The organism is Dactylosporangium sucinum, from assembly GCF_014647515.1.
In the GTDB taxonomy this organism is placed as follows: Bacteria; Actinomycetota; Actinomycetes; order Mycobacteriales; family Micromonosporaceae; genus Dactylosporangium; species Dactylosporangium sucinum.
In genome coordinates, this window is the sequence record NZ_BMPI01000002.1 from 171357 (window position 1) to 197414 (window position 26058).

Sequence of the window (26058 nt, forward strand, 5' to 3'; positions counted from 1 at the left end):
TCAGGCGCGCAGCGTGGCGCCGCCGTCGACGTACAGGTCGTGCATGGTGATGTGCCGCGCCCGGTCCGAGGCGAGGAAGAGCACGGCGTCGGCGATGTCCTCCGGCTCGGCGATCCGGCCGAGCGGGATCCCGGCCCGGAACGCGGCGGGGTCGCCCGCGATCACGGCGGCCGGCCCGGCGTCGGTCCAGAGCGCGCGCTGCATGGGCGTGTCGGTCGAGCCGGGCGCGACGACGTTGCAGCGGATGTTGTACCGCGCCAGCTCCAGCCCCAGGCTCTTGGTGAAGTGGGTGGCGGCCGCCTTGGAGGCGGCGTACGCGGCCATGCCGGCGCGCGGGACGCCGGCCGCGTTCGACGAGACCGTCACGATGACGCCGGAGCGCCGCGGGACCATCCGCCGGGCCACCGCGCGGCTGGCGTGGAAGACCCCGGTCGCGTTGACCGCGAACGTGGCCGCCCAGTCGTCGTCGGCGTAGTCGACCACGGCCCCGGTGCGCAGCACCCCGGCGACGTTGACGAGCACCCCGATCGGGCCGGTGCGCTCGACCTCGTCGACGAGCGCGTCGACCTGCCGGGCGTCGGCAACGTCGACCACGTGGGCGGTGATCCCGGGGTGGTGCTCGACGCCCTTGGGATCACGGTCGGCGGCCGCCACCGGGACGCCCTGGGCGGCGAACGCGAGCGCGACCGCCCGCCCGATGCCCTGCCCCGCCCCGGTCACCAAGGCGATCATGCCGGCCTCCCCGCCAGCGCCAGCTCGCGCTCGGCCTCGGCCTCGGTCAGCTCGACGCGGGCCATGGCGCGGCGCAGGATCGGCGGTCCCATCACCGAGGTGACCACGGCGATGAGGACGACGACGGTGTACGTCGCGATCGAGAGCACCCCGAGCCGCAGCCCGGCCGTGGCGACCACGACCTCGACGATCCCGCGGGCGTTCATCCCGGCGCCGAGCGCGATGCCCTCCCAGTGCGACAGGCGGCTGGCCCGGGCACCGAGGTAGGCGCCGGTGAACTTGCCGACGATCGCGATGGCGAGCAGCGCGACCGCCGCGACGAGCACCTTCGGGTCGGCCAGGGCGGTGAGGTCCATCCGCAGGCCGGCGGTGGCCAGGAACAGCGGCGCGAGGACCGACAGCACGACGGTCCGCAGCGGCGCGAGATCCTGCCAGAGCCTCCGCGGGGCGCCCTCGTCGTCGGCCCGGGCCTGCCCGATGAGGATGCCGGCGACGAACGCGCCGAACAGCGCCTCCATCCCCATCGCATGGGTGGCGGCCGCGCCGAGCAGCACGACGATGACCGCGACGGTGACCCGGGGGCCGCCGTCCTTGGCCCGGCCGGCCAGCCGCAGCGCCCACCGGACGACCGGGCGGCCGACGAGGATCGCGGCGGCGACGAGGCCGAGGAGGTACACGACCGAGAGGCTGACCGTGCCGCCGTGCACGCCGGTGGTCGCCGCCGCCGAGACGATCGACAGCAGGAACCAGCCGACGGCGTCGTCGACCATGCCGGCGCCGAGCGTCAGCTGGCCGATGTCGCGGTGCAACAGGCCCATGTCGGCGAGCGTCTTGGCGATCACCGGGATCGCGGTGACGCACATGGCGACCCCGAGGAACAGGGCGAAGACCGCGCGCTCGGAGGTGTCGGTGAGCAGTGCGGCCGGGACGAGGAACCCCGCGCCGACGCCGAGGGCGAGCGGGACGATCAGCCCGGCCAGGCTGACCCGCACGCCGGTGGCGCCGCGGCGGCGCAGCATCGCGAGGTCGAGCTGCGCGCCGGTGACGCCGACGAGCAGCAGCACGCCGAGCTGGCCGACCGCGTCGAGCAGGTGCAGCTGGTCGGCGTCGGCCGGCAGCACGAACGACAGGGCGCCCGGGGCGAGCGCCCCGAGCAGCGACGGGCCGAGGATGACGCCGGTGAGCAGCTCGCCGACGAGGGCCGGCAGGCCGAACCGGGTGGCCAGGCGGCCCAGCGCGAGCGCCACGAGCAGCAGCAGCGCCGCCTGGAGCAGGAAGACGAGCAGGGCGTGCGGGTCGAGGCTGGGCACCGGGCTACTCATCGTCGTCCTCGTGGTGGTCCAGGTTGACGGTGCCGCGCTTCCAGTAGCCGTCGACCTCCAGCCAGTCCCGGTTGAGGCCGAGGCCGCGCAGGTGGCGGCGGATGGGCTTGAGGCCGCTCGCCTCGCCGGCGATCCAGACGTAGCCGTCGCCCGGGGGCAGCGCGGCCGCCGGGACCGCGGTCTCGAGCGACTCGCCGCGGTCGCGGTGCAGCCAGCGGACGGTGGCGGCGGTCTTCGTGGTGAGCTCCTGCTCCTCGCCCGCGTCGGCGACCTCGACGAACGCGAGCACCGTCGCGCCGTCGGGGAGCTGCTCCAGCCAAGCGGCGAGGGCGGGCAGGGCGGTCTCGTCGGCGCCGAGGAGGTACCAGTCGAAGCTGAACGGCACCAGGTTCGACCCGCGCGGGCCGAGGACGCCGATGCGCTGGCCGGGGGTTGCCCGGGCCGCCCACGACGCGCCCGGGCCGTGGCCGTGCAGGGCGAAGTCGATGTCGAGCTCGCGCTGCTCGGGCCGCAGGTGCCGCACGGTGTAGTCGCGGTAGATCGGCAGCGGCGCGCCGGGTGGCGGAGGCTCCAGGCCGTCCTCGCCGAGCGTCGGCATGACCGGCAGCTCGGCACCCGGCTCGGGGAAGAAGACCTTCACGTGGTCGTCGGGGGCCGCGTAGCAGAAGCCGTCGAGCTGCTCGCCGCCCAGCGTCACGCGGACCATGCGCGGGCTGAGCCGGTGCACCCGGCGGACCTCCAGCAGGCGTGGGGTGAGGTCGTGCCAGACGAGTTCGACCTCGCGGGCGGTGGTCATGCGGTCTCCTTGGGATCCGGGAAGGCTTCGGGACGCAGGAAGGCGAGCAGCTCGGCGTTGAGCCGCGCGGGCTGTTCGAGGTAGCCGTAGTGGCCGGCGTCGGGGATCTCGGCGTACCGGGCGCCCGGGATCGCCTTGGCGACCTCCTGGCAGCCCACGGCCGGCGCGATGAGGTCGTCCGCGAAGCCGACCACGAGGCAGGGCACGGTGATCCCGGCGTACGCGTCGAGGCGGTCGACGTGGGTGCCGAGCTCCAGCCGGGTGGTGCCGCCCGCGCCGGGCGCCGGCAGCTGGAACACGTCGAGCCAGTCCCGGGCCTGGCGGTCGTCGGCGATCGTGCGGGGCGAGAGGTTCAGGGCGGCGCGGACCATCGCGCCGTACTCCGGGGGCAGCGACGTCCCTTCGAGTGCCCGCTCGGCGTCCTCCATGGCCTGCCGGAAGACGTTCCGGCCGCCGAAGACCGCCATGAGCACCGCCCGGTCGACCAGGTCGGGCCGCTGCACGCAGAGTTCGGCGGCGACCCGCGCGCCCATCGACGAGCCGGCGACCCGGCACGGGGCCAGGCCGAGGCGCTCGACGAGCATGGCCGCGTCGGCGACCTGGCCGGCCGCGGTGACCACGGCCGGGGTGTCGCTCGGCGGGATGCCGCGGGTGTCGAAGGTGACCACCCGGTAGCCGGCGGCCACGAGCGCCGGCACCTGGTGCAGGTGCCAGGTCCGGCCACGGGCGCCGGTGCCGGCGATGAGCAGCACCGCCGGGCCGCTGCCGCGCTCCTCGTAGTGCAGGCCGTCGATCAGCGGCACGGCTCCTCCTGGGCGATCCGGCCCGCGCGCAGGCGCACGACGCGGGGCAGGCGGTCGATGGTGGTCTGGCGGTGGGCGATGACGAGCACCGTGCGGTCCGCGCGCAGCCGGGCCAGGGCGGCCTCGATGCGGTGCGCCGTCGCCGGGTCGAGGTCGGCCGTGGCCTCGTCCAGGAGCAGTACCTCCGGGTCGATCATCGCGGCGCGCAGCAGCCCGACCAGCTGGCGTTCGCCGGCCGACAGCCGCTCGCCGCGCCGGCCGAGGTCGGCGTCGAACCCGCCGGGCAGCCCGGCGACCCAGCCGGTCAGCCCGAGCCGGTCGGCGGCCCGGGCGAAGTCGTCCCGCCCCGGCCGGCCGGGCGTGAGGGCCAGGTTGTCGGCGAGCGTGCCGCCGACGAGGTGCACCTGCTGCGGGATGAGGACGAGCCGCCGGCGCAGCTCGCCCGGGTCGAGCGCGGCCAGGTCGGCGCCGCCGAGGCGGACGGTGCCGGTGTCCGGCGAGTACAGGCCGCACAGCAGCTTGGCCAGGGTGGTCTTGCCGGATCCGGTCTCGCCGGCGATGCCGGCGTGCTCGCCCGGTCCGAAGTGGACGGTCACGTCGTGCAGGACCGGGCGGCCGGAGCGGTACGCGTAGCCGACCCCCTCGGCGGTGAGGCCGCTGCCGGGCGCCGGCGGTTCCGCGGCCGGCCGCCCGGGTGCGGTGGCGTCGAGCAGGTCGAGCAGGCGGGCCAGGCCGGTGCGCGACTCCAGCAGCTCGCCGGCGACGAGGGTGAAGTCGTCCACCGAGCTGAACAGGTCGCGGCTGGCGAGCACGAACGTGACCACGACGCCGACCGTGACCACGTCGGCCCCGGCCAGCAGGCCGCCGCCGACGAGCAGCGCGGCGGTGGTCAGGCCCTGCACGATCCAGGTGCCGTCGATCCAGGTCGCGGCGCGCTGGGCGGTGCGGGCCGCCGCGTGGTACCCGTCGGCGTCGGCCCGCAGCCGGTCGAGCCACCTGCCGGTCGCGCCGTCGAGCTGCAGCTGCTCGCGCGCCTGCAGGCTCTCCGCGAACGTGGCCGCGACGGTCGCCTGGGCGGCGGCCTCGGCCGGGTACGCCCGCCCGGCGGCCCGCCGGAAGACCCGGGCGAGCAGCCACATCGGCGGCGCAAACACGACGAAGAGCAGGGCGGACAGCTGCCACGACGAGCTGACGAGGACGATCGTGGTGAAGACCAGGTAGCCGCCGAGGGAGATGAGGTCGGGCAGCTGGCTGCGCACGAACGTGGCCAGCTCGGCGACCTCGACGGTGGAGCGCTGCAGCAGGTCGCCGCCCCGGTGGGCCTCCAGGAACCGCAGCGGGGTGCTGCCGAGGCGCTGCACGACGAGGTCGCGCAGGTCGTGGACGACCCGCTCGCCGGCCCTGGTCAGCAGGACCTCGGACGCCCGCAGCAGCAGCATCCGGGCGACTACCAGGGCGAGGACGGCGCCGGCGGCGCCGAGCAGGCCGTCGCGGTCGTGGTCGAGGAGGCGGTCGACGGCCCGGCCGATGAGCACCGGCACGAGCGTCAGCGCGAGCGTCGACAGGAGGTTGACCGCGACGGCGGCGGCGATCGGGCCGCGGTGCGGGCGCAGGTGCGGCCAGGCCCGGCGCAGCACGCGCCGCTGGTCCGGCTCCTCGCTGAGCATGCGCACGTCAGCCACGACCCACCAGCTCCCCTGCGGTCTCCGCGGCGGCGTCGGCGCCGCCGAGGTCGAGGACGCGGTCGGCGGCGGCGACGACGGCCGGGCGGGAGGTGGCGAACACGATCGTGACGCCAGTTCCGGCACGGCCGCGCAGGCCGTCGAGGATGCGCCGCTCGGTATCCCCGTCGACGGCCGAGGTCACGTCGTCGAGCAGCAGGACCCTGGCCCCGCGCAGCAGGCCGCGGGCGAGGGCGAGGCGCTGCAACTGGCCGCCCGAGACGGCGCTGCCCCGCTCCCCCACCTCGGTGCCGAGGCCGCCGGGCAGCGCCTCGACGAAGTCGAGGATCGCCGCGACCCGGCACGCCCCGCGCAGGTCGGCGTCGGTGATCCGGGACCGGCCGAGGCGCAGGTTGTCCTCGATGGTGCCGGACAGCAGCAGCGGCCGCTGCGGCACCAGCGTCACCGCCGACCGGACGTCGTCGAGGGCGGCGACGCGCAGGTCGGTGCCGCCGTACGAGACCCGGCCGCTCGCCGGGTCGGCCAGCCGGGCCAGCAGGCGCAGCAGCGTCGACTTCCCGGTCCCGACCGCGCCGGTGACGGCGACGAACTCGCCGGGCTCGACGGTCAGGTCCGGCAGCCGCAGCGTGCGCCCCTCGGTCTCGACCGTGAGGTCCTCGGCCCGCAGCGCGCCCGCCGCGGGCAGCCCCACCGGGATCGCCGGGTCGGTCAGGGCGGGCGCGGCGCCGAGCACGGCGCCGATGCGGCCGGCGGCGGTCCACGCGTCGCCGAGCTGGTTGAAGCGGAACGTCAGCATCATGACCTGGCGGCCCAGCAGCATCATCCAGCTGGCGAAGGCGACCAGCCCGCCGACCGAGAACCGGCCGTCGAGCACCGCCAGGCCGCCGGCCGCGACGCCGATCGCGGTGGCGAGCCACGGCACGAACGGCGCGTGCGCCGACCAGGCGGCGGCGACGCGGGCCAGCGCCAGGGTGCGGTCGCGGACGGTGGCGCTGGCCGCGTGGTGCCGCTCGACGAGGACGGTCTCGCCGCCGAGGCCGCGCACCGCGGTACTGGCGGAGAGGAGATCCTCGACGGCGTCCGCGCGGGCGCCGTGCGCGGCGGAGAGGGCCGCGTTCGCCCGTTCATAGCGGCGGGGGTACCACAGGTTGACCAGCACGAGCAGCGGCACCGTCGCCAGCCCGACCACCGCGAGCAGCGGGTCGAGGGTGGCGACGACCGCGACGACCGCCACGAACCCGAGCACGCCGCTGGCCAGCGACGGCACCGTCGACAACCACACGACGACCGTCTCGACGTCGCGGGTGGCCCGCACGACGAGATCGCCGGCCGAGAAGCGGTGCGCGGTCGCCGCGTCCCAGCCGAGCACCCGCCCGGCCAGCCGCAGCAGCAGCGCGTTGCCGGTGCGGACGCCGGCGAGCGTCGACCACCAGCGCATCGCGAACTCGGCGGCGGCCAGCCCGGCGGACACGGCGAGGGCGGCGCCGGCCCACAGCAGCAGCGCCCGCCGGTCGCCGGTGGTGATACCGGCGTCGAGCGCCCGGCCGAGGCACCACGGCAGCAGGATCAGCCCGGCCTGGTACCCCAGGCCGCCGACCCACGACGCGGTCACCCCGCGGGCGGAGCGCCGCAGCGCCCAGCGCAGCACGTCGGCGGCGGTCATGCGAGCACCTCCGCCAGCTGCTCGACGGTCTGCAGCTCCACGAGGTCGCGCAGCCGCAGCTCGATCCCGGCGGCGCGGGCCCGGCTGGTGAGGCGCATCGCCGCGATGCTGTCGCCGCCGAGGTCGTAGAAGCTGTCGTCGGCGCCGACCCGGTCGAGGCCGAGCGCCTCGGCGAACAGCGCCGCGAGCCGCTCCTCGCGGGGACCGGACGGCGGGCGGCCGGCGGCGTACGACGGGCGGGGCAGCGCGGCCCGGTCCAGCTTGCCGTTGACGGTGAGCGGTACCGCCGGGATCGGCACGACCGCGGCCGGGACGAGGTGCGCGGGCAGCCGCTGCCCGGCCCAGGCGCGCAGCCCCACCGGGTCGGCGGGGCCGACGGTGTAGGCGACCAGCCGGCCGCCGTCGGCGACGACCACCGCCTGGCGCACGTCCGGGTGACCGGCGAGGGCGGCGGCGACCTCGCCCGGCTCGACCCGGTGCCCGCGGATCTTTACCTGGTCGTCGGCGCGGCCCAGGTAGTCCAGCCGGCCGTCGGGCGTCCACCGGACGACGTCGCCGGTGCGGTACAGGCGGGCGCCCGGTTCGTTGCCGAACGGGTCCGCGACGAACCGGCCGGCGGTCAGGCCGGGCCGGCGGAGGTAGCCGAGCGCGAGCTGGGCGCCGCCGAGGTACAGCTCCCCCGCCACGCCGGGCGGGACGGGCCGCAGCCGGGCGTCGAGGACGTAGGCGGTGGTGTTGGCGACCGTGCGGCCGATGATGGCCCGCGGCACCTCCCTGACCCGCTGGACGACGGCGTCGACGGTGCACTCGGTGGGGCCGTAGAAGTTGTAGGACTCGGTGTCCGGCAGGGCGGCCAGGGCCGTCCACAGTGGATCCGGTACCGCCTCGCCGCCCACGCCGAGCACGGCCAGCCCGGCGGCGTCGAAGCCGGCCGCCAGCACCTGCTCCAGGTGCGACGGCGCCAGCTCGACGACGTCGATGCCGCGGTCGCGCAGCAGCGCCGCGAGCAGCCGCGGGTCGCGCCGCGGCTCGTCGGTGACCAGGTGCAGCTCGTCGCCGCCGAGCAGGGCGAGCAGCGGCTGCCACGACGCGTCGAACGCGAACGACCAGTTGTGCGCGACCCGCAGCGGCCGGCCGAGCCGCTGGGCCGCCGGGCCGAGGATGCGGTGCCGGTGGCTGTGGAACAGGTTGACCACGGTCCGGTGCGGCACGAGCACGCCCTTGGGCCGGCCGGTGGAGCCGGAGGTGTAGATGACGTACGCCGGGTGGTCGGGGCCGGGCCCGGCCGGCACCGGCCCCTCCGGCAGGGGGCCGTCGAGGTCGAGCACGGCTGTGCCGGGCGGCAGCAGGCCGGCCGTGGACCGGTCGGCGAGCGTCACCACCGGCCGGGCGTCGTCGAGCATGGCGGCGATGCGGGCGGGCGGATACTCGGGGTCGATCGGCAGGTACGCGGCGCCGGACGCCATCGCGCCGAGGATGGCCGGCACGATGTGCTCACCGCGGGGCAGCAGCAGGGCGACGATCGCGCCGGGTCCGGCGTTGCCGGCGGCCAGGGCCGCGGCGACGCGGTCGGCGTCGGCGACCAGCTGCCGGTACGACCACCGTCGGCCGCCGGCCACCAGTGCCGTCGCGTCGGGCGTCCGGTCCGCCCACCCCCGCACCAGGCCCGGCAGGGTCGCCTGCGGGACCGGCAGTTCCCCGGCGTTCCACTCGGCGAGGATGCGGTGGCGCTCCGCCGCGGTGAGGGCGTCCGTTCGGTCGGTCGACCGACCGAAATCGGCGGTGACCTCCGCCGCCAGCGCGACGAGGCGGTCGAGCAGCAGGCGCGCCGTCGCCGCGTCGAAGACGTCCGGGCGGTACTCCAGGGCGAGGTGCAGCCCGTCGTCGTCCGCGGCGACCAGGGTGAGCGGGTAGTGGGTGGCGTCGCGGCCGGTGACCCCGGCGAGCTTGAGCCCGGCGGCCCGCTGGCTCTCGTCGAGCCGCTCCTGGTCGACCGGGTAGCTCTCGAACACCACGAGGGTGTCGAACAGCGCGCCGGCATCGGTGAGCTGCTGGATGCGGGCCAGCCCGAGGTGCTGGTGGTCGAGCAGCGCGGACTGCTCGGCCTGCAGCCGGCCCAGGAAACCGGCCCACGTCTCGCCCGGGGCCAGCCGCACGCGGACCGGGACGGTGTTGATGAACAGGCCGATCGTGTCGCCCATCTCCGGCGGGCGGCCGGCGACGGTGGCGCCGAAGACGACGTCGTCGCGGCCGGTGAGCCGGCCGAGCAGCACCGCCCAGAGGCCCTGGACGAGCGTGTTCGGGGTCAGGCCGTGCGCCCGGGCGAGGGCGGCGGTCGCGGCCGGCAGCTCGGCGGTGACCTCGCCGGGCAGCGAGCCAGGCAACGAGCCGGACAGCGAGCCAGGCAACGAGCCGGGCAACGAGCCGGGCGGCCCGCCGGTGCCGGTGGCGCCGGGCGCGACGAGCGTCGGCCCGGTCAGCCCGGCGAGCGCGTCGCGCCAGGCGGCGACCGCCGCGGCCGTGTCGGCGGCGGCCAGGCCGGCGAGGAAGTCGCGGTACGGGCGGGCCGGCGCGGGCAGCGTCCCGGCGTAGGCGGCGAACAGCTCGCGGGCGACGAGCGGGCCGGACCAGCCGTCGACCAGCAGGTGGTGCTGGGTGAGGACGAGCCGGTGCCGGTCGGCGCCGAGCCGCAGCAGCAGGAACCGCAGCAGCGGCGGGTCCGCCGGGTCGAACGGCGCGGCCCGCTCGGCGTCGGCGAGCCGGTCGGCGGCGGCGCGGCGCTCGGCCTCGGGCAGGCCGGTGAGGTCCTCGGCCCGCCACGGTGGCGGAATCGGCCCCGGGATCGCCTGCACCGGCGTCCCGGTGGCCGTCGTGGTGAACGCGGCGCGCAGGTTGGGGTGCCGGTCGAGCAGGGTGCGGGCGGCGTCGGCGAGCCGCGGCTCGTCGACGGTGCCGTCGAGGTCGAGCTGCTGCTGGACGGTGTAGACGTCGCCGGCGGCGTCGAGGGAGTGCAGGTAGTACAGGCCCTCCTGCAGCGGGGTGAGGGGCAGCACGTCGGTGAGTCCCGGGTACCGGGCCGACAGCTCGTCGAGCCCGTCCTGGTCGACGGCGGCGAGCACGTCCGACGGCGTGAGGCCGCCCCGGGTCGCGGTGAGGCCGTCCAGCGCGGCCGCCCACGCGTCGAGCAGCCCCCGCACGGCCGGCTCGGTGAGGACCCGGCGCGGGTAGGCGGCGGAGATCTCCAGCCGGCCGTCCACGATGGACGCCTCGACGGCGAGCACGTGGCGGGCGGGCAGGTCGTCGCTCGCGTCGCCGCGGGGCGCTTCGACCGGCGTCCACGCGGTGTCGTCAGTTTCGCTCTGGGCGCGGCCAAGGTAGTTCAGCTGGATCGGCGGGGTCGCCAGTCCGGCCAGCGAAGGCGCGGTGGCGGGGTCGAGGTGGCGGAGCAGGCCGTAGCCGATGCCGCCGTCGGGCGCGGCCCGGACCAGCTCCTTGACCTGCTTGAGCCCGGCCCCGGCGGGCACCCGCAGCGGCCGGATCGTGGTGAACCAGCCGACGGTCCGGGACAGGTCGGCACCGGGCAGCAGCGCCTCCTCCCGGCCGTGGCCCTCCAGCTCGACGAGCAGGTCCCGGCCGGGCACGGCGGCGGCCAGCCCGGCGAGGAGCACGTCCTGGACGGTGGCCCGGTACGCCGCGGCGACGGCCGTGACGTCGGCGGGGATCCGCACGGTGACCTGGTCGAGCGTGCCGAGCGTGTCGTCGGGCCCGAGTTCGAGGTCGGCGAACAGTGCGTCCGGGCCGTCGAACTGGGACCGCCAGTACGGCAGCTCGCCCGCTCGTTGCCCGGCCGCTTCGGCGAGGGCGCGGGCCCAGGCACGGAACGGCGTGCCGGGAGCCGTTGCCGAGCCCGCCAGGTCGGCCAGCAGGATCGGCCAGGAGACGGCGTCGACGGCGAGGTGGTGCACGGTCAGCCGCACCTGGTCGCCGGACAGCGACGCGCTCAGCATCCGGCCTTCCGCCGGGTCGAGCGGCGCGCCGAGCAGGCCGGCCGCGTCGACCGCGCCGGGCGGGGGCACGTCCAGGCCCGCGCCCGTCCAGCGGGCCCGCAGCAGGTCGTGCCGGTCGAGCAGGGCCTGCAGGCGGCCGGTCAGGCCGGCCTCGGTCAGCCCGGCCGGCACCCGGACGAGCAGCGACTGGGTCAGGCGCGGGTCGGCCGCGTCCAGCGCCAGCATGACGGGCGTCGCCGGTACGAAACCCCAGCCCTCCTCGACCGGGGAGGACTCGGACACCACGGGGGTCGCCACCGCGGCGAGGCCCTCGACCGTGGGCCGGGCGAAGACGTCCCGCGCGGTGATCCGCCAGCCCGCGGCCCGGGCGCGGGCGGTGAGCTGCAGCGCGAGGATGCTGTCGCCGCCGAGGGCGAAGAAGCTGTCCCGCACGCCGGCCCGCGGCAGGCCGAGGACGTCGGCGACGAGTCCCGCGAGCACGGTTTCGGCCTCGGTACGGGGAGCGTCGTCCCCGGCCTTCCCGGCGAAGTCGGGCGCGGGCAGCCGGCGCCGGTCGAGCTTGCCGTTCGGGCCGATCGGCAGCTCGGCGAGCCGCACGAACGCGGCCGGCACGAGGTGCTCGGGCAGCGTGCGGGCCAGCTCGGCGCCGGGGTCCCCGGGTCCGCCGACGAGGTACGCGACGAGCCGGACGGCGGGGCCGTCGGTGCGCGCCACGACCGCGGCGGCGGTGACCCCGGGCAGGGCGGTGAGGGCCGCCTCGATCTCGCCGGGCTCGACCCGCAGGCCGCGGATCTTCACCTGGTCGTCGGTGCGCCCGTGGTACTGCAGCACGCCGTCCACCACCCGCGCGAGGTCCCCGGTGCGGTACAGGCGGTCGCCGGGGCCGCCGAACGGGTCGGCGACGAACCGCTGGGCGGTGAGGCCGGGCCGGCGCAGGTACCCGCGGGCGAGCTGGACGCCGCCGAGGTACAGCTCGCCGGTGACGCCGGGCGGGACCGGTCGCAGCCACGGGTCGAGCACGTGGAGCCGGGTGTTCCAGACCGGCCGTCCGATGGGGACGGTCGCAGCGCCGGCGGCGGTGTCGACGGCGTGGTGGGTGACGTCGACGGCGGCCTCGGTCGGGCCGTAGAGGTTGTGCAGCTCGACGCCCGGCAGCACGGCGCCGAAGCGGCGGGCCAGGTCGGCCGGCAGGGCCTCGCCGCTGCAGATGACCCGGGTGAGCGGCAGGTCCCGGGCGTCCGCGTCGCTGAGGAACGCGCGCAGCATCGACGGGACGAAGTGGACGGTGGTGACCCGCTCGCGGCGGATCAGCCCGGCGAGGTACGCGGGGTCGCGGTGCCCGTCCGGTCGCGCGACCACCAGGGTCGCCCCCACGAGCAGCGGCCAGAAGAACTCCCAGACCGACACGTCGAAGCCGGCCGGCGTCTTCTGCAGCACCCGCTCGCCCGGCGCCAGGCGGTACTCCTGCTGCATCCACAGCAGCCGGTTGACGATGGCCCGGTGCGTGACGGTCGCGCCCTTCGGCCGGCCGGTGGACCCGGAGGTGTAGATGACGTACGCGGCGGCGTCGCCCGGCAGGTGCGGTCGCGGCGCCGGCCCGGCGGCCTCCTCGTGCACGTCGTCCGGCGTGACGACGATCGTCGCGCCGGAGTCGGCGAGCAGGTGGTCGTTGCGGTCCTTCGGGTGCGAAGGGTCGAGCGGCAGGTAGGCCGCGCCCGCGCGGTGCACGGCGTGCAGGGCGACGACGAGGTCGACCGAGCGGGGCAGCGCGACGGCGACCACGGTCTCCGGCCCGGCACCCCGCTCGCGCAGCCCGGCGGCGAGCCGGTCGACCCGCGCGTCGAGCTCGGCGTAGGTGAGCTGCTCGTCCTCGAAGACGAGCGCGATCGCACCGGGCGTGCGGGCGGCCTGCGCGGCGAACAGCGCCGGCAGCGTGGTGTCGGGCACCGGCCGCGCGGCCGGGGGCGGGTCGGCCGGCGCCGGGAGCGCCCGCCCGACCGGGGCCGCGGGGGCGGCGGCCAGCTCGGCGAGCAGCGCGCCGTACCGGTCGAGGATCTCCTCGGCGGCCTGCCGCGCGAAGACGTCGGTGCGGTAGGCGAGGCCGAGGCGCAGCCGCTCGCCGGGCGCGACGGCCAGGGTGAGCGGGTAGTGCGGTGCGTCGTCGCCGGTCACCCCGGTCATTCGCAGGCCGCCCCCGCCGGTCGCGGCGTCGAGGCCGGCGGCGTCGAGCGGGTAGCTCTCGAAGATGGTGAGCGTGTCGAACAGGCCGCCTTCGATGCCCGGCCCCGCGAGCCGCTGCACGTCGGTGAGCGGCAGGTGCTGGTGGTCGAGGAGCCGGGCCTGGTCGTCGCGCATCCGGTCGAGCAGCGCGGTCCACGGCTCGGCAGGGTCGAGCGCCACGCGGACCGGGAGCGTGTTGATGAAGAAGCCGATCATGTCCTCGACCCCGGGCACCTGGGCGGGGCGCCCGGACACGGTCGTGCCGAAGACGACGTCGGTGCGGCCGGTGAGCTGCACCAGCAGTACCCCCCACACCGCCTGGACGACCGTGTTCAGCGTCACCTGCCGCTCGCGGGCCAGCGCGACGAGCCGCTCGGTGACCTCGACCGGCAGCTCGCGTTCCAGCTGGCCGGGCCGCTCGGCGAGGACCGCGCCCGCGCCGGGGGCGACCAGGGTGGGCTGGTCCAGTCCGGAGAGGGCCGCCCGCCAGGCGTTTTCCCCGGCGGTACCGTCGGTGGCGCCGAGCCAGCGCAGATAGTCCCGGTAGTTGCGGGGCGCGGGGAGGTCCCGGCCGGCGTAGAGGTCGAACAGCTCGCGGACGGCCAGCGGCGTCGACCAGCCGTCGAGGAGCACGTGGTGGTTGGTGAGGACGAGCCGGTGCCGGTCGTCGCCGGTGCGCAGCAGGCTCATCCGCAGCAGCGGCGGCGTGGCCAGGTCGAACGGGCGGCCGTCGTCGTCCGCCTCGCTCCAGGGCAGCTCGACCCGCTCGCCGACGACCTGGCGGAGGGCGCCGTCGGGGCCGGGGACGAACGAGACCCGGAGGGTGTCGTGCCGGTCGAGGAGGGCCTGGGCGGCGGCGCGCAGGCGGGCCGGGTCGAGGGGTCCTTCGAGGTCGATGTCCTGCCGCACGACGTACGGGTCGACGTCCTGCGCCACCGCCGCGAGGAACGCCAGGCCTTGTTGCAGCGGGGAGAGCGGCCACACGTCGGCGAGCCCGCCGGGCCGGCGCTCCAGCGCGTCGACCTCGTCCTGGGTGAGGCCGGGCAGCGTGAGGTCGCTGGGTGTGCGGCCGCCACCGTCCATCGTGGACAGTGTGGCCAGCGCGGCCAGCCAGTCGCCGGCGAGGCCTTCGACGGCCTCCTCGGTGAAGACGCCGTCGGGATAGGTCAGCGCCATGGTGAGCCGCCCGTCGACGATCTCGGCGTTGATCTCCAGCGCCCTCGTCACGGGCATCGCGGGGTCGGCGTCGCCGCCGAGCCCGCCCCGGGGCGTCCAGGCGCCTTCCGCTGCCGGCGCGTCGCTCACGCGACCGAGGAAGTTGAACAGGATCTGCGGCTCGGCCCGGTCGGCCAGCGCCGCCCTGGTCCGCGGGTTGATCCGGCGGAGCAGGCCGTAGCGGGCGCCGTTGTCGGGCACGGCGCGCAGCTGCTCCTTGACCCGCTTGACGGCGTCGTCTCCCGGGCTCAGGCGGACCGGGTACTCGGTGGTGAACCAGCCGACGGTCCGGCTGAGGTCGCTGCCGGGCACGAGGTGTTCCTCGCGGCCGTGCCCTTCGAGCTCGACCAGCAGTTCCTCCCGGCCGGTCCGCCGGGTGACGGCGACCGCCAGCCCGGCGAGGAGCACGTCGGCGAGGCCGGCGTGGAACGCCTCGGCCAGCCCGGCGACGCGCGCTTCGTCGACCTCGACGGTGACCGTGCGGGCGCTGGCGACGGTGTCCCGGCCCGGGTCGACGTACCGGTCCCCGAGTGGCGGCTCAGGCTGGTCACCGAGTACGGCAAGCCAGTACTCCAGCTGCGTGGCGTCCTGCGCGGCCGCGACGAGCCCGGTGGCCCACTCCCGGAAGGAGGTGCCCGGGGCCGGCAACTGCGGCGCGCGCCCGTCGACGACGGCGTTCCAGGCCTGGGCGAGATCGGCGAGGAGGATCCGCCAGGAGACCCCGTCGACGACGCTGTGGTGGATGGTGCAGCGGACGCGGTCCCCGCTCCACACGACCCTGACCATGCCGCCGCGCTCGGGCTCCGGTTCCCCGGTCTCGTACCGGACCACCTGTTCGGCGTGGATCGTCCCGGGCGGTGCGACGCTGAGCCCGGTGGCGGTCCGGGTGGCCCGGAGCAGGTCGTGCCGGTCGAGGAGCACCTGGACGACGGCATGCAGCCGGTCGAGCGTGAGCCCGTCGGGGGCCCGCAGCTCCATCGACTGGCTGTACCGGCCGGACGCCCCGACCTCCCGCAGCCACGCGAGCATCGGCGTGTCGGGCAGGTCCCCGACCCCGCTCCCGGCGGTCCGACGCGGCTCGGCGGGTGTGGCGACGGCGGCGAGCGCGGCCACGGTACGCAGCTCGAACACCTGCCGCGGCGTGATCCGCAACCCGGCGGCCCGGGCGCGGGCGACGAGCTGGATGCTGACGATGCTGTCACCGCCGAGCGTGAAGAAGCTGTCCTCGACCCCGACGGCGGGCAGCCCGAGCACCTCGGCGAACAGCCCGGCAAGGACTTCTTCGGCGGCCGTCCGGGGCGCGTCGCCACGGACGAGGGCCCCGAAGTCAGCGGCGGGCAACGCCCTACGGTCGACTTTCCCGGCGATGGTGACGGGCAGGTGTTCGAGCTGGACGACGGCGGCCGGCACCAGGTGCTCCGGCAGCCGGTCGGCCGCCCACCGGCACAGGTCGGGCACGTCCCCGACGACGTAGGCGACGAGCCGCCCGTCAACGGCAACCACGACAGCCTGCCGCACAGCCGGATGCTCGGCGAGGACGGCGGCAACCTCCCCGGGCTCGATCCGGAACCCGCGAATCTTCACCTGATCATCGGCCCGCCCGACAAACTCCAGCGACCCGTCAGCGCCGGCCCTCACGACGTCCCCGGTCCGATACATCCGCTCCCCCGACTGGAACGGATCGGCAACAAACCGAGTGGCGGTGAACCCCGCCTGGTTGAGATACCCCCGGCCCAACTGCGCCCCGGACAGATACAACTCCCCCGCAACCCCCGGCAGCACCGGCCGCAACCAGCCGTCCAACACATAGCCGCGGGTGTTCGCGATCGGATGACCCACCGACGGCGTCGCACTGTCAGCCACCCACGCCATCAGGGTGTCCACGGCACACTCGGTCGGCCCGTACAGATTCACACCAACCGTGCCCGGCGCCTCCCGAAGCGCGGCCCAGATCCGCGGATCGGCGGCCTCTCCCCCGAGCGCGACCATCGCCGGGCGATGCCGTCCCCCGGCAAGCAACCCGGCCGCGACGAGCGGCCCCGCCAACGACGGCGTGACATCGAGAAAGTCGATCCGATGCCGATCGACGTACGCGACGAACAACTCCGGATCCCGCCGCGTCTCGTCATCCAGCAGATGCAGCTCATGACCCGCGACGAGCCACAGCAGCCCCTCCCACGACGTGTCGAACACCGTCGCCGCCGACAACGCCACCCGAACGCGCGAACGCCCCTCCCGACCGCGGACCCGCTCCATCAGCCGTGATCGATGATGCTCGAAGAGATTCAGCAAACTCCGATGCTCAACAAGCACACCCTTCGGCTTCCCCGTCGACCCCGACGTATAAATCAGGTAAGCAGCCGAACGCGCATCGATTACTAAAGAAAGTTCGGCCTCGGCAACGGCAACGGGCTCGGCAACGACCTCGGCCAACAGCTCCGGCGTGACGACCACCGCCGGGCCGGCATCCTTCAATAAGTAATCAATGCGCTCCTCCGGATAGCCGGCATCGACCGGCAGATACACGCCACCCGACACCAGCACCGCAAGCCAGGCAACAATCGCGTCCTCAGTCCGCGGCAACACCACCGCCACCACCCGCTCCGCACCCACACCCCGCGCCACCAACACCCGCGCCAAACGCTCCACACGCACCCAAAGCTCGCCATACGTCAACGCCACCGCACCGAAACGCACCGCCACCACATCAGGACAAGCAGCCACCGTCGACCGCAAAACGTCTACCAACGTCCCCACCCCGACACCGACCGATGCGTCCCCCGCAGCGACCGACGACCCCACAGCGCCCGCCTCGAACGCCGGCGGGAGGTGGGCCAGGCGGGTCGACGGGTTTGCGGCGAACGACGCCAGCAACGCCCGCAGGCGGGTCAGTGCGTGGTCGGCCTCCGGGCGGGGCAGGACGTCCGGGCGGTGCTCCGCGCCCAGGTGGAGGCGGTCGCCGGGGACCACCGTCAGGGTCAGCGGGTAGTGGGTCGCGTCCCGGCCGGTCACCTCGGCCAGTCGCAGGCCCGCCGCCGCCTCCAGCGCGCGCAGGCCGGCGGCGTCCAGGGGGTAGCTCTCGAACACCAGCAGCGTGTCGAACAGCGGGCCGATCCCCGCCTGCCGCTGGATCGCGGCCAGGCCGACGTGCTGGTGGTCGAGCAGCGTGGCCTGCTCGGACTGCAGGCGGGACAGGAAGGTGTGCCAGGTGTCGTGCGGGCTCGGGCGCACCCGCACCGGCACCGTGTTGATGAACAGCCCCACCATGTCCTCGACGCCCGGCAGGGTCGCGGGTCGGCCGGAGACGGTAACACCGAAGACGACGTCGTCGCGGCCGGTCAGCTCGCCGAGGACCAGGGCCCAGGCGCCCTGCACGACCGTGTTCACGGTCAGGCCCAGGGCGCGGGCGCGCTCGGTGAGGGCGGTGGTCTCGGCGGCACCCAGGTACGCCTCGACCAGCTCGGGCTCGGCCGCCGCCGGGGCGGCACCCGGGCGCACCAGCGTGGCCTCCTCGACGCCGGCGAGGGCGGCGCGCCAGGTCGCCTCGGCGGCGGCCCGGTCCTGGCGGGCGACCCACGCGAGGTAGTCCTTGTACGGGCGGGCGCGCGGCGGCTCGTTCCCCGCGTACAGGGTGAGCAGGTCGCGCACCAGCAACGGCGCCGACCAGCCGTCGAGCAGGATGTGGTGGCTGGTGAGCACCAGCCGGTGCCGGTCGGTGCCGAGCCGGATCAGCAGCCAGCGCAGCAACGGCGGCCGCGCGAGGTCGAACGGCCGCCGCCGCTGCGCAGCCGCAAGCTCCTCCGCACGCGCAACCGCGTCCGCCGACGTGGAGACGTCGGCCTCGGTCCAGTCGGCCTCGACCGACGACGGGATGAGCTGGACCGGCTGACCGGCCTTGCGCGGGCGGAACGCCGCGCGCAGGTTCGCGTGGCGGTCCAGCAGCGTCTGGGCCGCCGCGCGCAGCCGGGGCGCGTCCAGCTCGCCCTCCAGTGTCAGGACCTGCTGGACGACGTAGACGTCGGGGTCGCCGGACGAGTACGTCGACAAGAAGTACAACCCCTCCTGCAACGGCGACAGGGGCAGGATGTCCTGCAGGGTCGTCACGAGAGCCTCCACTCGTCCTCGAACTCGTCGATCTCGTCCTGGCTCAGCGTCACCAGGGTCAGGTCGGACGGGGTGTGCCCGCCGGCCCCCGGCGCCTCGGCGGCCGTCCGCAGCCGGGCCAGGGCGTCCAGCCACAGCTCGCCCAGCCGGGTCACGTCGGCGGCGGTGAGGACGCCGTCGAGGTACGTCATCCGGATCTCCAGCGACGGGCCGGTCGGGCGGTCGGCGGTGCCGGCGTTGATCTCCAGCGGCTGGGCGACCGGGAAGTCCGGGTCGAGGCCGTCGCCGAGCGCGTCGCCCTCGGGGGCCGCGACCCAGTCGGCGTCGTCGCCGGCGGCGCGGCGGCCGAGGTAGTTGAACAGGATCTCGGGGGCCGGCGCGGCGGCGAGCCGGGCGGCGGTGTCCGGGTTGAGGTACCGCAGCAGGCCGTACCCGGCGCCGTTGTCGGGCACGGCGCGCAGCTGCTCCTTGACCCGCTTCAACGCCGCCGCGGCATCGTCGCCGCCGGGGTCGAGGCAGACCGGGTACTCGGTGGTGAACCAGCCCACGGTCCGGGTGAGGTCGCTGCCCGGCACCAGGTGCTCCTCGCGCCCATGGCCCTCCAGGCGCAGCAGCACGCCCGAGCCGGCGGTCGCCGGGCGCTCGGGGCGCCACGCGCGGACGGCGAGCGCGAGGCCGGTGAGCAGCACGTCCTGCACCCCGGCGTGGAACGCCTCGGGCACGGCGGTGAGCAACGGCCGGGTGTCCTCGGTGGACAGTCGCACGACGTGCTCGCGCTGGCCGGCAACGGTGGCGCGCTCCGGCGATCCGGCACCCAGCGACCAGGCCGGACCATCGACGATGGACAGCCAGTACGGCAGCTCGGCCGAACGGTCGCGGGCGGTGGCGGCCAGGCCGCGGGCCCAGCCGCGCAGCGAGGTGCCGACCGGAGGCAGCTCGGGCCGCGCGCCGCGGGCGACGCTCGCCCAGGCGGCCGCGAGGTCCCCGGCCAGGATCCGCCAGGAGACGCCGTCGACGACGAGGTGGTGCGCGACGAGCAGCAGCCGCCCGGCGGCCGGGAACCAGACGGCCTGCAGCATCCGGCCGGCCTCGGGGGCGAGCCGCCGGACGGCCGCGAGGTGCTCGTCCTGGAGCGGACCGGCGGCGACGCGGACCAGGTCCGCGGCGGTCACCGTGGCGGCCGGCGGCACGAGCAGGCCGGCGCCCGTCCAGCGGGCCCGCAGCGCGTCGTGCCGGTCCAGGACGGCCTGCAGGATCGCGGCCAGGCCGTCGCCGGTCAATGCCGCCGGTACTCGCAGCAGCAGCGCCTGGCTGACGCTGCCGATCGGCGCGTCCTGGTCCCGCAGCCAACCCATGATCGGGGTCAGCGGCACCTCGCCGATGCCCGCGCCCGGAGGCTCGAGCGCCGGGGCGGTGGCGGCCGGACCGACCACGGCGGCGAGCCCCGAGACCGTCTGGTGCTCGAAGACCTGCCGGGCGGACAGTTCGAGCCCGGCGGCGCGGGCCCGCGACACCAGCTGCAGCGCCACGATGCTGTCGCCGCCGAGGCCGAAGAAGCCCTCGTCGACGCCGACCTCGTCGAGGCCGAGCACCTCGGCGAAGAGCGTGGCGAGCAGCTCCTGCAGCCCGGTGACCGGCCGCTCGACGACCCGCTCCACCGCCGGCTCGGGCAGCGCGGCCCGGTCGACCTTGCCGCCCGCGGTGCGGGGCAGCGCGTCGAGCACCACGACGACGGCGGGCACCATGTGCGCGGGCAGCCGCCGCGCGGCGAACGAGCGCACCGCGTCGGCAGGCGCTGTGCCCTCGACGTAGCCGACGAGCCGGTCGTCGCGGGCGACGACGAACGCGTGGCGCACGTCCGGGTGCGCGGCCAGGGCGGCGGCGACCTCGCCGGGCTCGATCCGGAAGCCGCGGATCTTCACCTGGTCGTCGGCCCGGCCGAGAAACTCGATCTGCCCGTCGGCGGTGCGGCGGACGAGGTCGCCCGTGCGGTACATCAGGGATCCCGGCGGCCCGTAGGGATCGGCGACGAACCGCTCGGCGGTCAGGGCGGGCCGGCCGAGGTAGCCCCGGGCCAGTCCGGCGCCGGCCAGGTACAGCTCGCCGGGGACGCCGGGCGGCACGGGCAGCAGCGCCGCGTCGAGCACGTGGGCGCGCTTGTTGCGGTCGGGCCGGCCGATGAGCACCGGGCGGCCGGGCTCGCACACCCAGTAGGTCGAGTTGACGGTCGCCTCGGTCGGGCCGTACGCGTTGAGCATCCGGTGCGTCGGCGCCCACCGCTCGACCAGCTCGGGCGGGCAGCGGTCGGCGCCGGTGACGACCGTGACGCCGGGCGGCAGCGAGCCGGCCGGGACGGCGCCGAGCGCGGCCGGCGGCAGGGCAAAGTGGGTGATCCGCTGGTCCCGCACGAAGCCGGCGAACGGCGCGCCGAGCCGCGACGCCTCCGGCACGACGACGAGGGTGGCGCCGCGCAGCAGGGTGACGGCGAGCTCGGCGACGGTGACGTCGAAGCTCGGCGACGCGAACTGGGCGATCCGGTCGCCGGCCGCGACCCGCCACAGCTCGGCGAACGTGTCGGCGAGGTCGCCGAGGCCGGCCTGCGGGACGACGACGCCCTTGGGGCGTCCGGTGGAGCCCGAGGTGTAGATGACGTACGCGGCGTGCGCGGGCCGCAGCGGCGCGAGCCGGTCGGCGTCGGTGACCGGCGCCGGGTCGCCGTCGTCGGCGGCGTGGAGCACCGGGGCGCCCTCGGCGATGACGAGCACCGGGGACGCGTCGGCGGCCAGCCCGGCGACCCGCTCGGCCGGATAGGCCGGGTCGACCGGCAGGTAAGCGCCGCCCGCCTTGGCGATCGCCAGCTCCGCGACGAACAGGTCGGCCGAGCGCGGCAGCAGCACCATGACGATCCGGTCGGGCCCGACGCCGTGAGCGATGAGCCGCCGGGCGAGCCGGTTGGTCCGGGCGTCGAGCTCGGCGTACGTCAGGCGGACCGCGCCGTCGACGAGCGCGACCCCGTCGGGCGTGCGGGCGACCTGCGCCGCGAACAGCTCGGGCAGCGTCGACGCGGGCCGCGGCGCGTCGGTGCCCTGCCAGTCGGCGGCGAGGGCGGCCCGCTCGGCCGGCGACAGGACGTCGAGTTCGGACACCCGCCGCCGGGGCGCGGTCACGGCGGCGTCGAGGAGCCGGACGAACCGCTCGGCGAGCGCGACGACGGTCGGCCGGTCGAAGAGGTCGGCGCTGTACTCGACGACCCCGCGCAGGCCGTCGTCCTCGGTGACCACGATGCCGAGGTCGAACTGGGCGACGCCGGTGTCGACGGGCACCGGCTCGGTGTCCAGGCCGGGCAGGCCGGGCAGCTCGCCGGGCACGTGCTGGAACGCGACCATCACCTGGAACAGCGGGTTGCGGGCCAGCGACCGCTCCGGGTTGACGGCCTCGACGACCCGCTCGAAGGGCACGTCCGCGTGGCTGAACGCGGCGAGGTCGGCCCGGCGCACCCGGCCCACCAGGTCGGCGAAGGTGGGGTCGCCGCTGACGTCGGCCCGCAGCACCAACGTGTTGACGAAGAATCCGGCAAGCGCGTCAAGGCGCTGGTCGGCCCGGCCGGCGACCGGGCTGCCGAGGGGGATGTCGGTGCCGGCGCCGAGCCGGCTGAGCAGCGCGGCGAGGGCGGCCTGCACGACCATGAACGCGGTCGCGCCGGTTCGGCGGGCGAGCTCGCGGATCCCGCGGTGGGTTGAGGCCGGCACGACGAACGGGACGATGCCGCCGGCGTGCGAGGGGACGGCGGGCCGCGGCCGGTCGGTGGGCAGCGGCACCTCGGCGGGCAGCCCGGCCAGGGCCTCGCGCCAGAAGGCGAGCTGGCGCTCCTGCTGTTCTTCGAGGATGTGGTACTGCCACAAGGCGTAGTCGGCGTACTGCACCGGCAACGGATCCCAGTCCGGCGCGGCCCCCCGGGCACGGGCGGCGTACGCGACGCCGAGGTCGGCGACGAGCCGCCCCTCCGACCACTCGTCGGTGACGATGTGGTGCAGCAGGAGCAGCAGGACGTGCCGCTGCGGCCCGACGGCGAACAGGTGCGGCCGCACGAGCAGCTCGCGCGCGAGGTCGAACCCGTGCCGGGCCGCGACCGCCAGCCGCTCGGGCAGCTCGTCCTCGGTCGCCGCGGCAAGGTGCCACTCGGGTTGCGGCTCGGCGAGGATGCGCTGGGCGGGCCGCCCGTCGACGGTCGGGAAGACGGTACGGAGACTCTCGTGGCGGTCGAGCACGTCGTCGAGCGCGGCCCGCAGCGCACCGACGTCGAGCGCTCCGGTGAGCCGCAGCGCGAACGCGACGTTGTACGTCGGCCCGGCCCCATTGAGCTGGTGGTGCAGCCAGAGCCGGTGCTGGGCGGGCGAGACGGGCAACGGCTCGGGCCGCTCGCGAACGCCGAGGACCGGCCCGCCGCTGTCACCGCCGCGCTCGATGTGCGCGGCGAGCCCGGCGACGGTCCGCGCGTCGAACACGGCCCGGATCGGCAGCGAGACATCGAACACGCCCCGCACGCGCGCGGCGAGCGCGGTGGCGGTGAGCGAGTGCCCGCCGAGGGCGAAGAAGTCGTCGCCGGTGCCGACGGCGGGCAGCCCGAGCACCTCGGCGAACAGGCCGGCAAGGATCTCTTCGGTGGCGCTGCGCGGCGCTGCGCCACCGGCGGCATCGCCGAACTCGGGCGCCGGCAGCGCTGTGCGGTCAACTTTCCCAGCGACGGTGAGGGGTATCTGTTCGAGCTGGACCACGGCGGCCGGCACGAGGTGGTCGGGCAGTCGCTCGGCGGCCCACTGCCGCAGCTCGGGCGCGTCCCCGACGACGTAGGCGACCAGCCGCCCGTCGACGGCGACCACGACGGCCTGGCCAACGGCGGGATGCTCGGCCAGGGCGGCCGCGACCTCACCCGGCTCGATCCGGAACCCACGGATCTTCACCTGGTCATCGACCCGCCCGACAAACTCCAACGACCCATCGGCTGCCGCCCTGACCACGTCCCCGGTCCGATACATCCGCTTTCCAGGCCGGAACGGATCGGCAACAAACCTCGCGGCCGTCAACCCAGGCCGGTTGAGATACCCCCGACCAAGCTGCGCCCCCGACAGATACAGCTCCCCCACGACCCCGGGCAGCACCGGCCGCAACCAGCCGTCCAGAACATGGGCGCGGGTGTTGGAGATCGGATTGCCCACCGACGGCGTCTCGCTGTCGGCCACCCAAGCCATGAGGGTGTCCACGGTGCACTCGGTCGGCCCGTACAGATTCACACCAACCGTGCCCGGCGCCTCCCGAAGCGCGGCCCAGATCCCCGGATCGGCGGCCTCTCCCCCGAGCGCGACCATCGCCGGGCGATGCCGCCCCCCGGCAAGCAGCCCGGCCGCGACGAGCGGCCCCGCCAACGACGGCGTGACATCGAGAAAGTCGATCCGATGGCGATCGACGTACGCGACGAACAACTCCGGATCCCGCCGCGTCTCGTCATCCAGCAGATGCAGCTCATGACCCGCGACGAGCCACAGCAGCCCCTCCCACGACGTGTCGAACACGGTCGCGGCGGACAACGCCACCCGGATGCGTTCCCGCTCCATGAACCGTGATCGATGATGCTCGAAGAGATTCAGCAAACTCCGATGCTCGACGAGCACACCCTTCGGCTTGCCGGTCGAGCCAGATGTATAGATGACGTAAGCAGCCGACCCCGGATCGATTACTGACGAAAGTTCCGCATCGGCGGCCGCTTCGAGCAACAACTCCGGCGTGACAACCACCGCCGGGTCGGCATCCTTCACCAAGTAGTCAATGCGCTCGGCCGGGTAGCCGGCGTCGATCGGCAGGTAGGCACCGCCCGACACCAGCGCCGCCAGCCAGGCGACAATCGCGTCCTCCGTACGCGGCAGCAACACCGCCACCACCCGCTCCGGACCCGCACCCCGCGCCACCAGCACCTGGGCCAGACGCTCCACACGCCCCCACAACTCGGCATAGGTCAACGCCACCGCACCGAACCGCACCGCCACCGCATCCGGGAAAGCAACCACCGTCGAACGCAAAACATCGACCAACGTCCCCGCAGGGACATCGACCAGCGCCTCCGCCCATGCATCGGCCGGCTTCTCCTGAACGTGCGGCGCAGATGCCGGCGGGAGGCGCGCCAGCCGCGTCGACTGGTCGTCCGCGAACGACTCCAGCAGCCGCGCGAAGCGGTGCAGGATCCGTGACGCTGCGCGGTCCGTGTACAGGTCCGGGCGGTGCTCCAGGCGCAGCCGCAACCGGGCGCCCGGCACCACGACCAGGCTCAGCGGGTAGTGCGTGGCGTCCACCGGGATGCCGCCGCCGATCGTCAGGCCGGGCACCGCCGGCACCGCGGTGCCCGTCGGGTAGCTCTCGAAGACCGTCAGCGTGTCGAACAGCTCGCCGCCGACATCGGTGAGGCGCTGGATGTCGGCCAGGCCCAGGTACTGATGGTCGAGCAGCGCGGCCTGCTGCGCCTGCAACCGGGCCAGGTACGCGGCCCACGAGTCGGCCGGGCGGGGGCGCACCCGCACCGGGACCGTGTTGATGAACAAGCCCACCATGTCCGCCACGCCCGGCAGGGTCGCCGGGCGGCCGGACACCGTCGCGCCGAACACCACGTCGGTGCGGCCGGTCAGCTCGCCGAGGACCAGGGCCCAGGCGCCCTGCACGACCGTGTTCAGGGTCAGGCCGTGCCGGCGGGCGGCGGCGGTCAGGCGGGCGGTGGCCGGGGCGTCGAGCAGCACCTCGGCGACCTGCGGCAGCAGCGCGGCGCGCGGGGCGGACGGCGCGACCAGGGTCGGCTCGTCGACGCCGGCGAGCGCCTCGCGCCAGGCCCGCTCGGCGGCCGGGTGGTCCTGGGCGGCGAGCCAGGCGAGGTGGTCGGTGTAGGGGCGGGGGGCGGGGCCGGGCCGCCCGCAGTACAACTGGAACAGGTCGCGCATCGCGAGCGGGCCGGACCAGCCGTCCATCAGCAGGTGGTGCTGGGTCACGACCAGCCGGTGCTCGTCCGGGGCGAGCCGGACGAGCACGAACCGGAGCAGCGGCGGTTCCTGCAGGTCGAACCGGCGGCGGCGCTCAGCGGAGCAGAGGTCGGCCAGGGCCCAGCCGGGGTCGTCGGCAACGTCGACCTCGGTGAACGGGACCTCGACCGCCGGCGGGACGAACTGGACGGGGGTGCCGGCGGCGGTACGGTCGAATCCGCCGCGGAGGTTCGGGTAGCGCTCCAGCAGGGCGGCCGCCGCGCTCCGGAGCCGGGCGGCGTCGAGCGGGCCGGTGAGCGTGTACACCTGCTGGACGGTGTAGACGTCGGTGTCGTCGGCGTCGAGCGCGGACAGGAAGTACAACCCGTGCTGCAGCGGCGACAGGGGCAGGACGTCGACGAGGCCGGGCCGCCGGGCGGTGAGCTCGTCGAGCGTCTCGGCGTCGAGGCCGGCCAGCGGCACGTCCGACGGGGTGAGCGCGCCCGCGCCCGGCTG

Annotated in this window: 8 protein-coding genes (1 of these 8 cut by a window edge); all 8 read right to left on the bottom strand. The window is 75.6% G+C overall.

Translation table 11 applies throughout. From position 1 onward, the window contains the following. Tightly spaced (each overlapping or abutting the next), the 8 genes in view from IEZ31_RS01905 to IEZ31_RS01940 form a layout consistent with a single transcriptional unit that may run on beyond the window. The gene (locus IEZ31_RS01905; RefSeq protein WP_190247923.1) at positions 1-732 is read right to left on the bottom strand and encodes a 2,3-dihydro-2,3-dihydroxybenzoate dehydrogenase; all 732 of its coding nucleotides are present in this window, start codon (positions 730-732) and stop codon (positions 1-3) included. Next, a complete protein-coding gene (locus tag IEZ31_RS01910) occupies positions 729-2054 on the bottom strand; it encodes a cation:proton antiporter (protein WP_190247924.1) in 1326 nt (441 codons plus the stop codon). Before IEZ31_RS01910 ends, IEZ31_RS01905 begins: the two co-directional genes overlap by 4 nt. Then, positions 2047-2850, bottom strand: a complete 804-nt coding sequence (locus IEZ31_RS01915; RefSeq protein ID WP_190247925.1) for a siderophore-interacting protein — start codon at positions 2848-2850, stop codon at positions 2047-2049. The genes IEZ31_RS01910 and IEZ31_RS01915 overlap by 8 nt, the downstream gene beginning before the upstream one ends. After that, positions 2847-3653, bottom strand: coding sequence for an alpha/beta fold hydrolase (locus IEZ31_RS01920; protein ID WP_190247926.1), 807 nt, complete (start codon positions 3651-3653; stop codon positions 2847-2849). Before IEZ31_RS01920 ends, IEZ31_RS01915 begins: the two co-directional genes overlap by 4 nt. Further along, positions 3644-5335: an ABC transporter ATP-binding protein gene (locus IEZ31_RS01925; protein ID WP_190247927.1), complete on the bottom strand. Its 1692-nt coding sequence runs from the start codon at positions 5333-5335 to the stop codon at positions 3644-3646. Before IEZ31_RS01925 ends, IEZ31_RS01920 begins: the two co-directional genes overlap by 10 nt. Then, positions 5328-6998 (bottom strand): ABC transporter ATP-binding protein, encoded by a 1671-nt coding sequence (locus IEZ31_RS01930; protein ID WP_190247928.1) that lies wholly within the window; start codon positions 6996-6998, stop codon positions 5328-5330. The genes IEZ31_RS01925 and IEZ31_RS01930 overlap by 8 nt, the downstream gene beginning before the upstream one ends. Then, positions 6995-18544, bottom strand: coding sequence for a non-ribosomal peptide synthetase (locus IEZ31_RS01935; RefSeq protein ID WP_190247929.1), 11550 nt, complete (start codon positions 18542-18544; stop codon positions 6995-6997). Before IEZ31_RS01935 ends, IEZ31_RS01930 begins: the two co-directional genes overlap by 4 nt. Continuing rightward, positions 18541-26058, bottom strand: partial view of a non-ribosomal peptide synthetase gene (locus IEZ31_RS01940; RefSeq protein ID WP_190247930.1) — the 3' portion only. Its footprint extends 7233 nt past the window's final position; only the last 7518 of its 14751 coding nucleotides appear in the window; the start codon falls outside the window, past its right edge; the stop codon is at positions 18541-18543. The genes IEZ31_RS01935 and IEZ31_RS01940 overlap by 4 nt, the downstream gene beginning before the upstream one ends.

What these genes read in the sequence shown, in the direction of transcription:
- IEZ31_RS01930 (WP_190247928.1), bottom strand. Translation starts at nt 6,998, where the DNA reads ATGACCGCCGCCGACGTGCTGCGCTGGGCGCTGCGGCGCTCCGCCCGC.
- IEZ31_RS01915 (WP_190247925.1), bottom strand. Translation starts at nt 2,850, where the DNA reads ATGACCACCGCCCGCGAGGTCGAACTCGTCTGGCACGACCTCACCCCA.
- IEZ31_RS01910 (WP_190247924.1), bottom strand. Translation starts at nt 2,054, where the DNA reads ATGAGTAGCCCGGTGCCCAGCCTCGACCCGCACGCCCTGCTCGTCTTC.
- IEZ31_RS01905 (WP_190247923.1), bottom strand. Translation starts at nt 732, where the DNA reads ATGATCGCCTTGGTGACCGGGGCGGGGCAGGGCATCGGGCGGGCGGTC.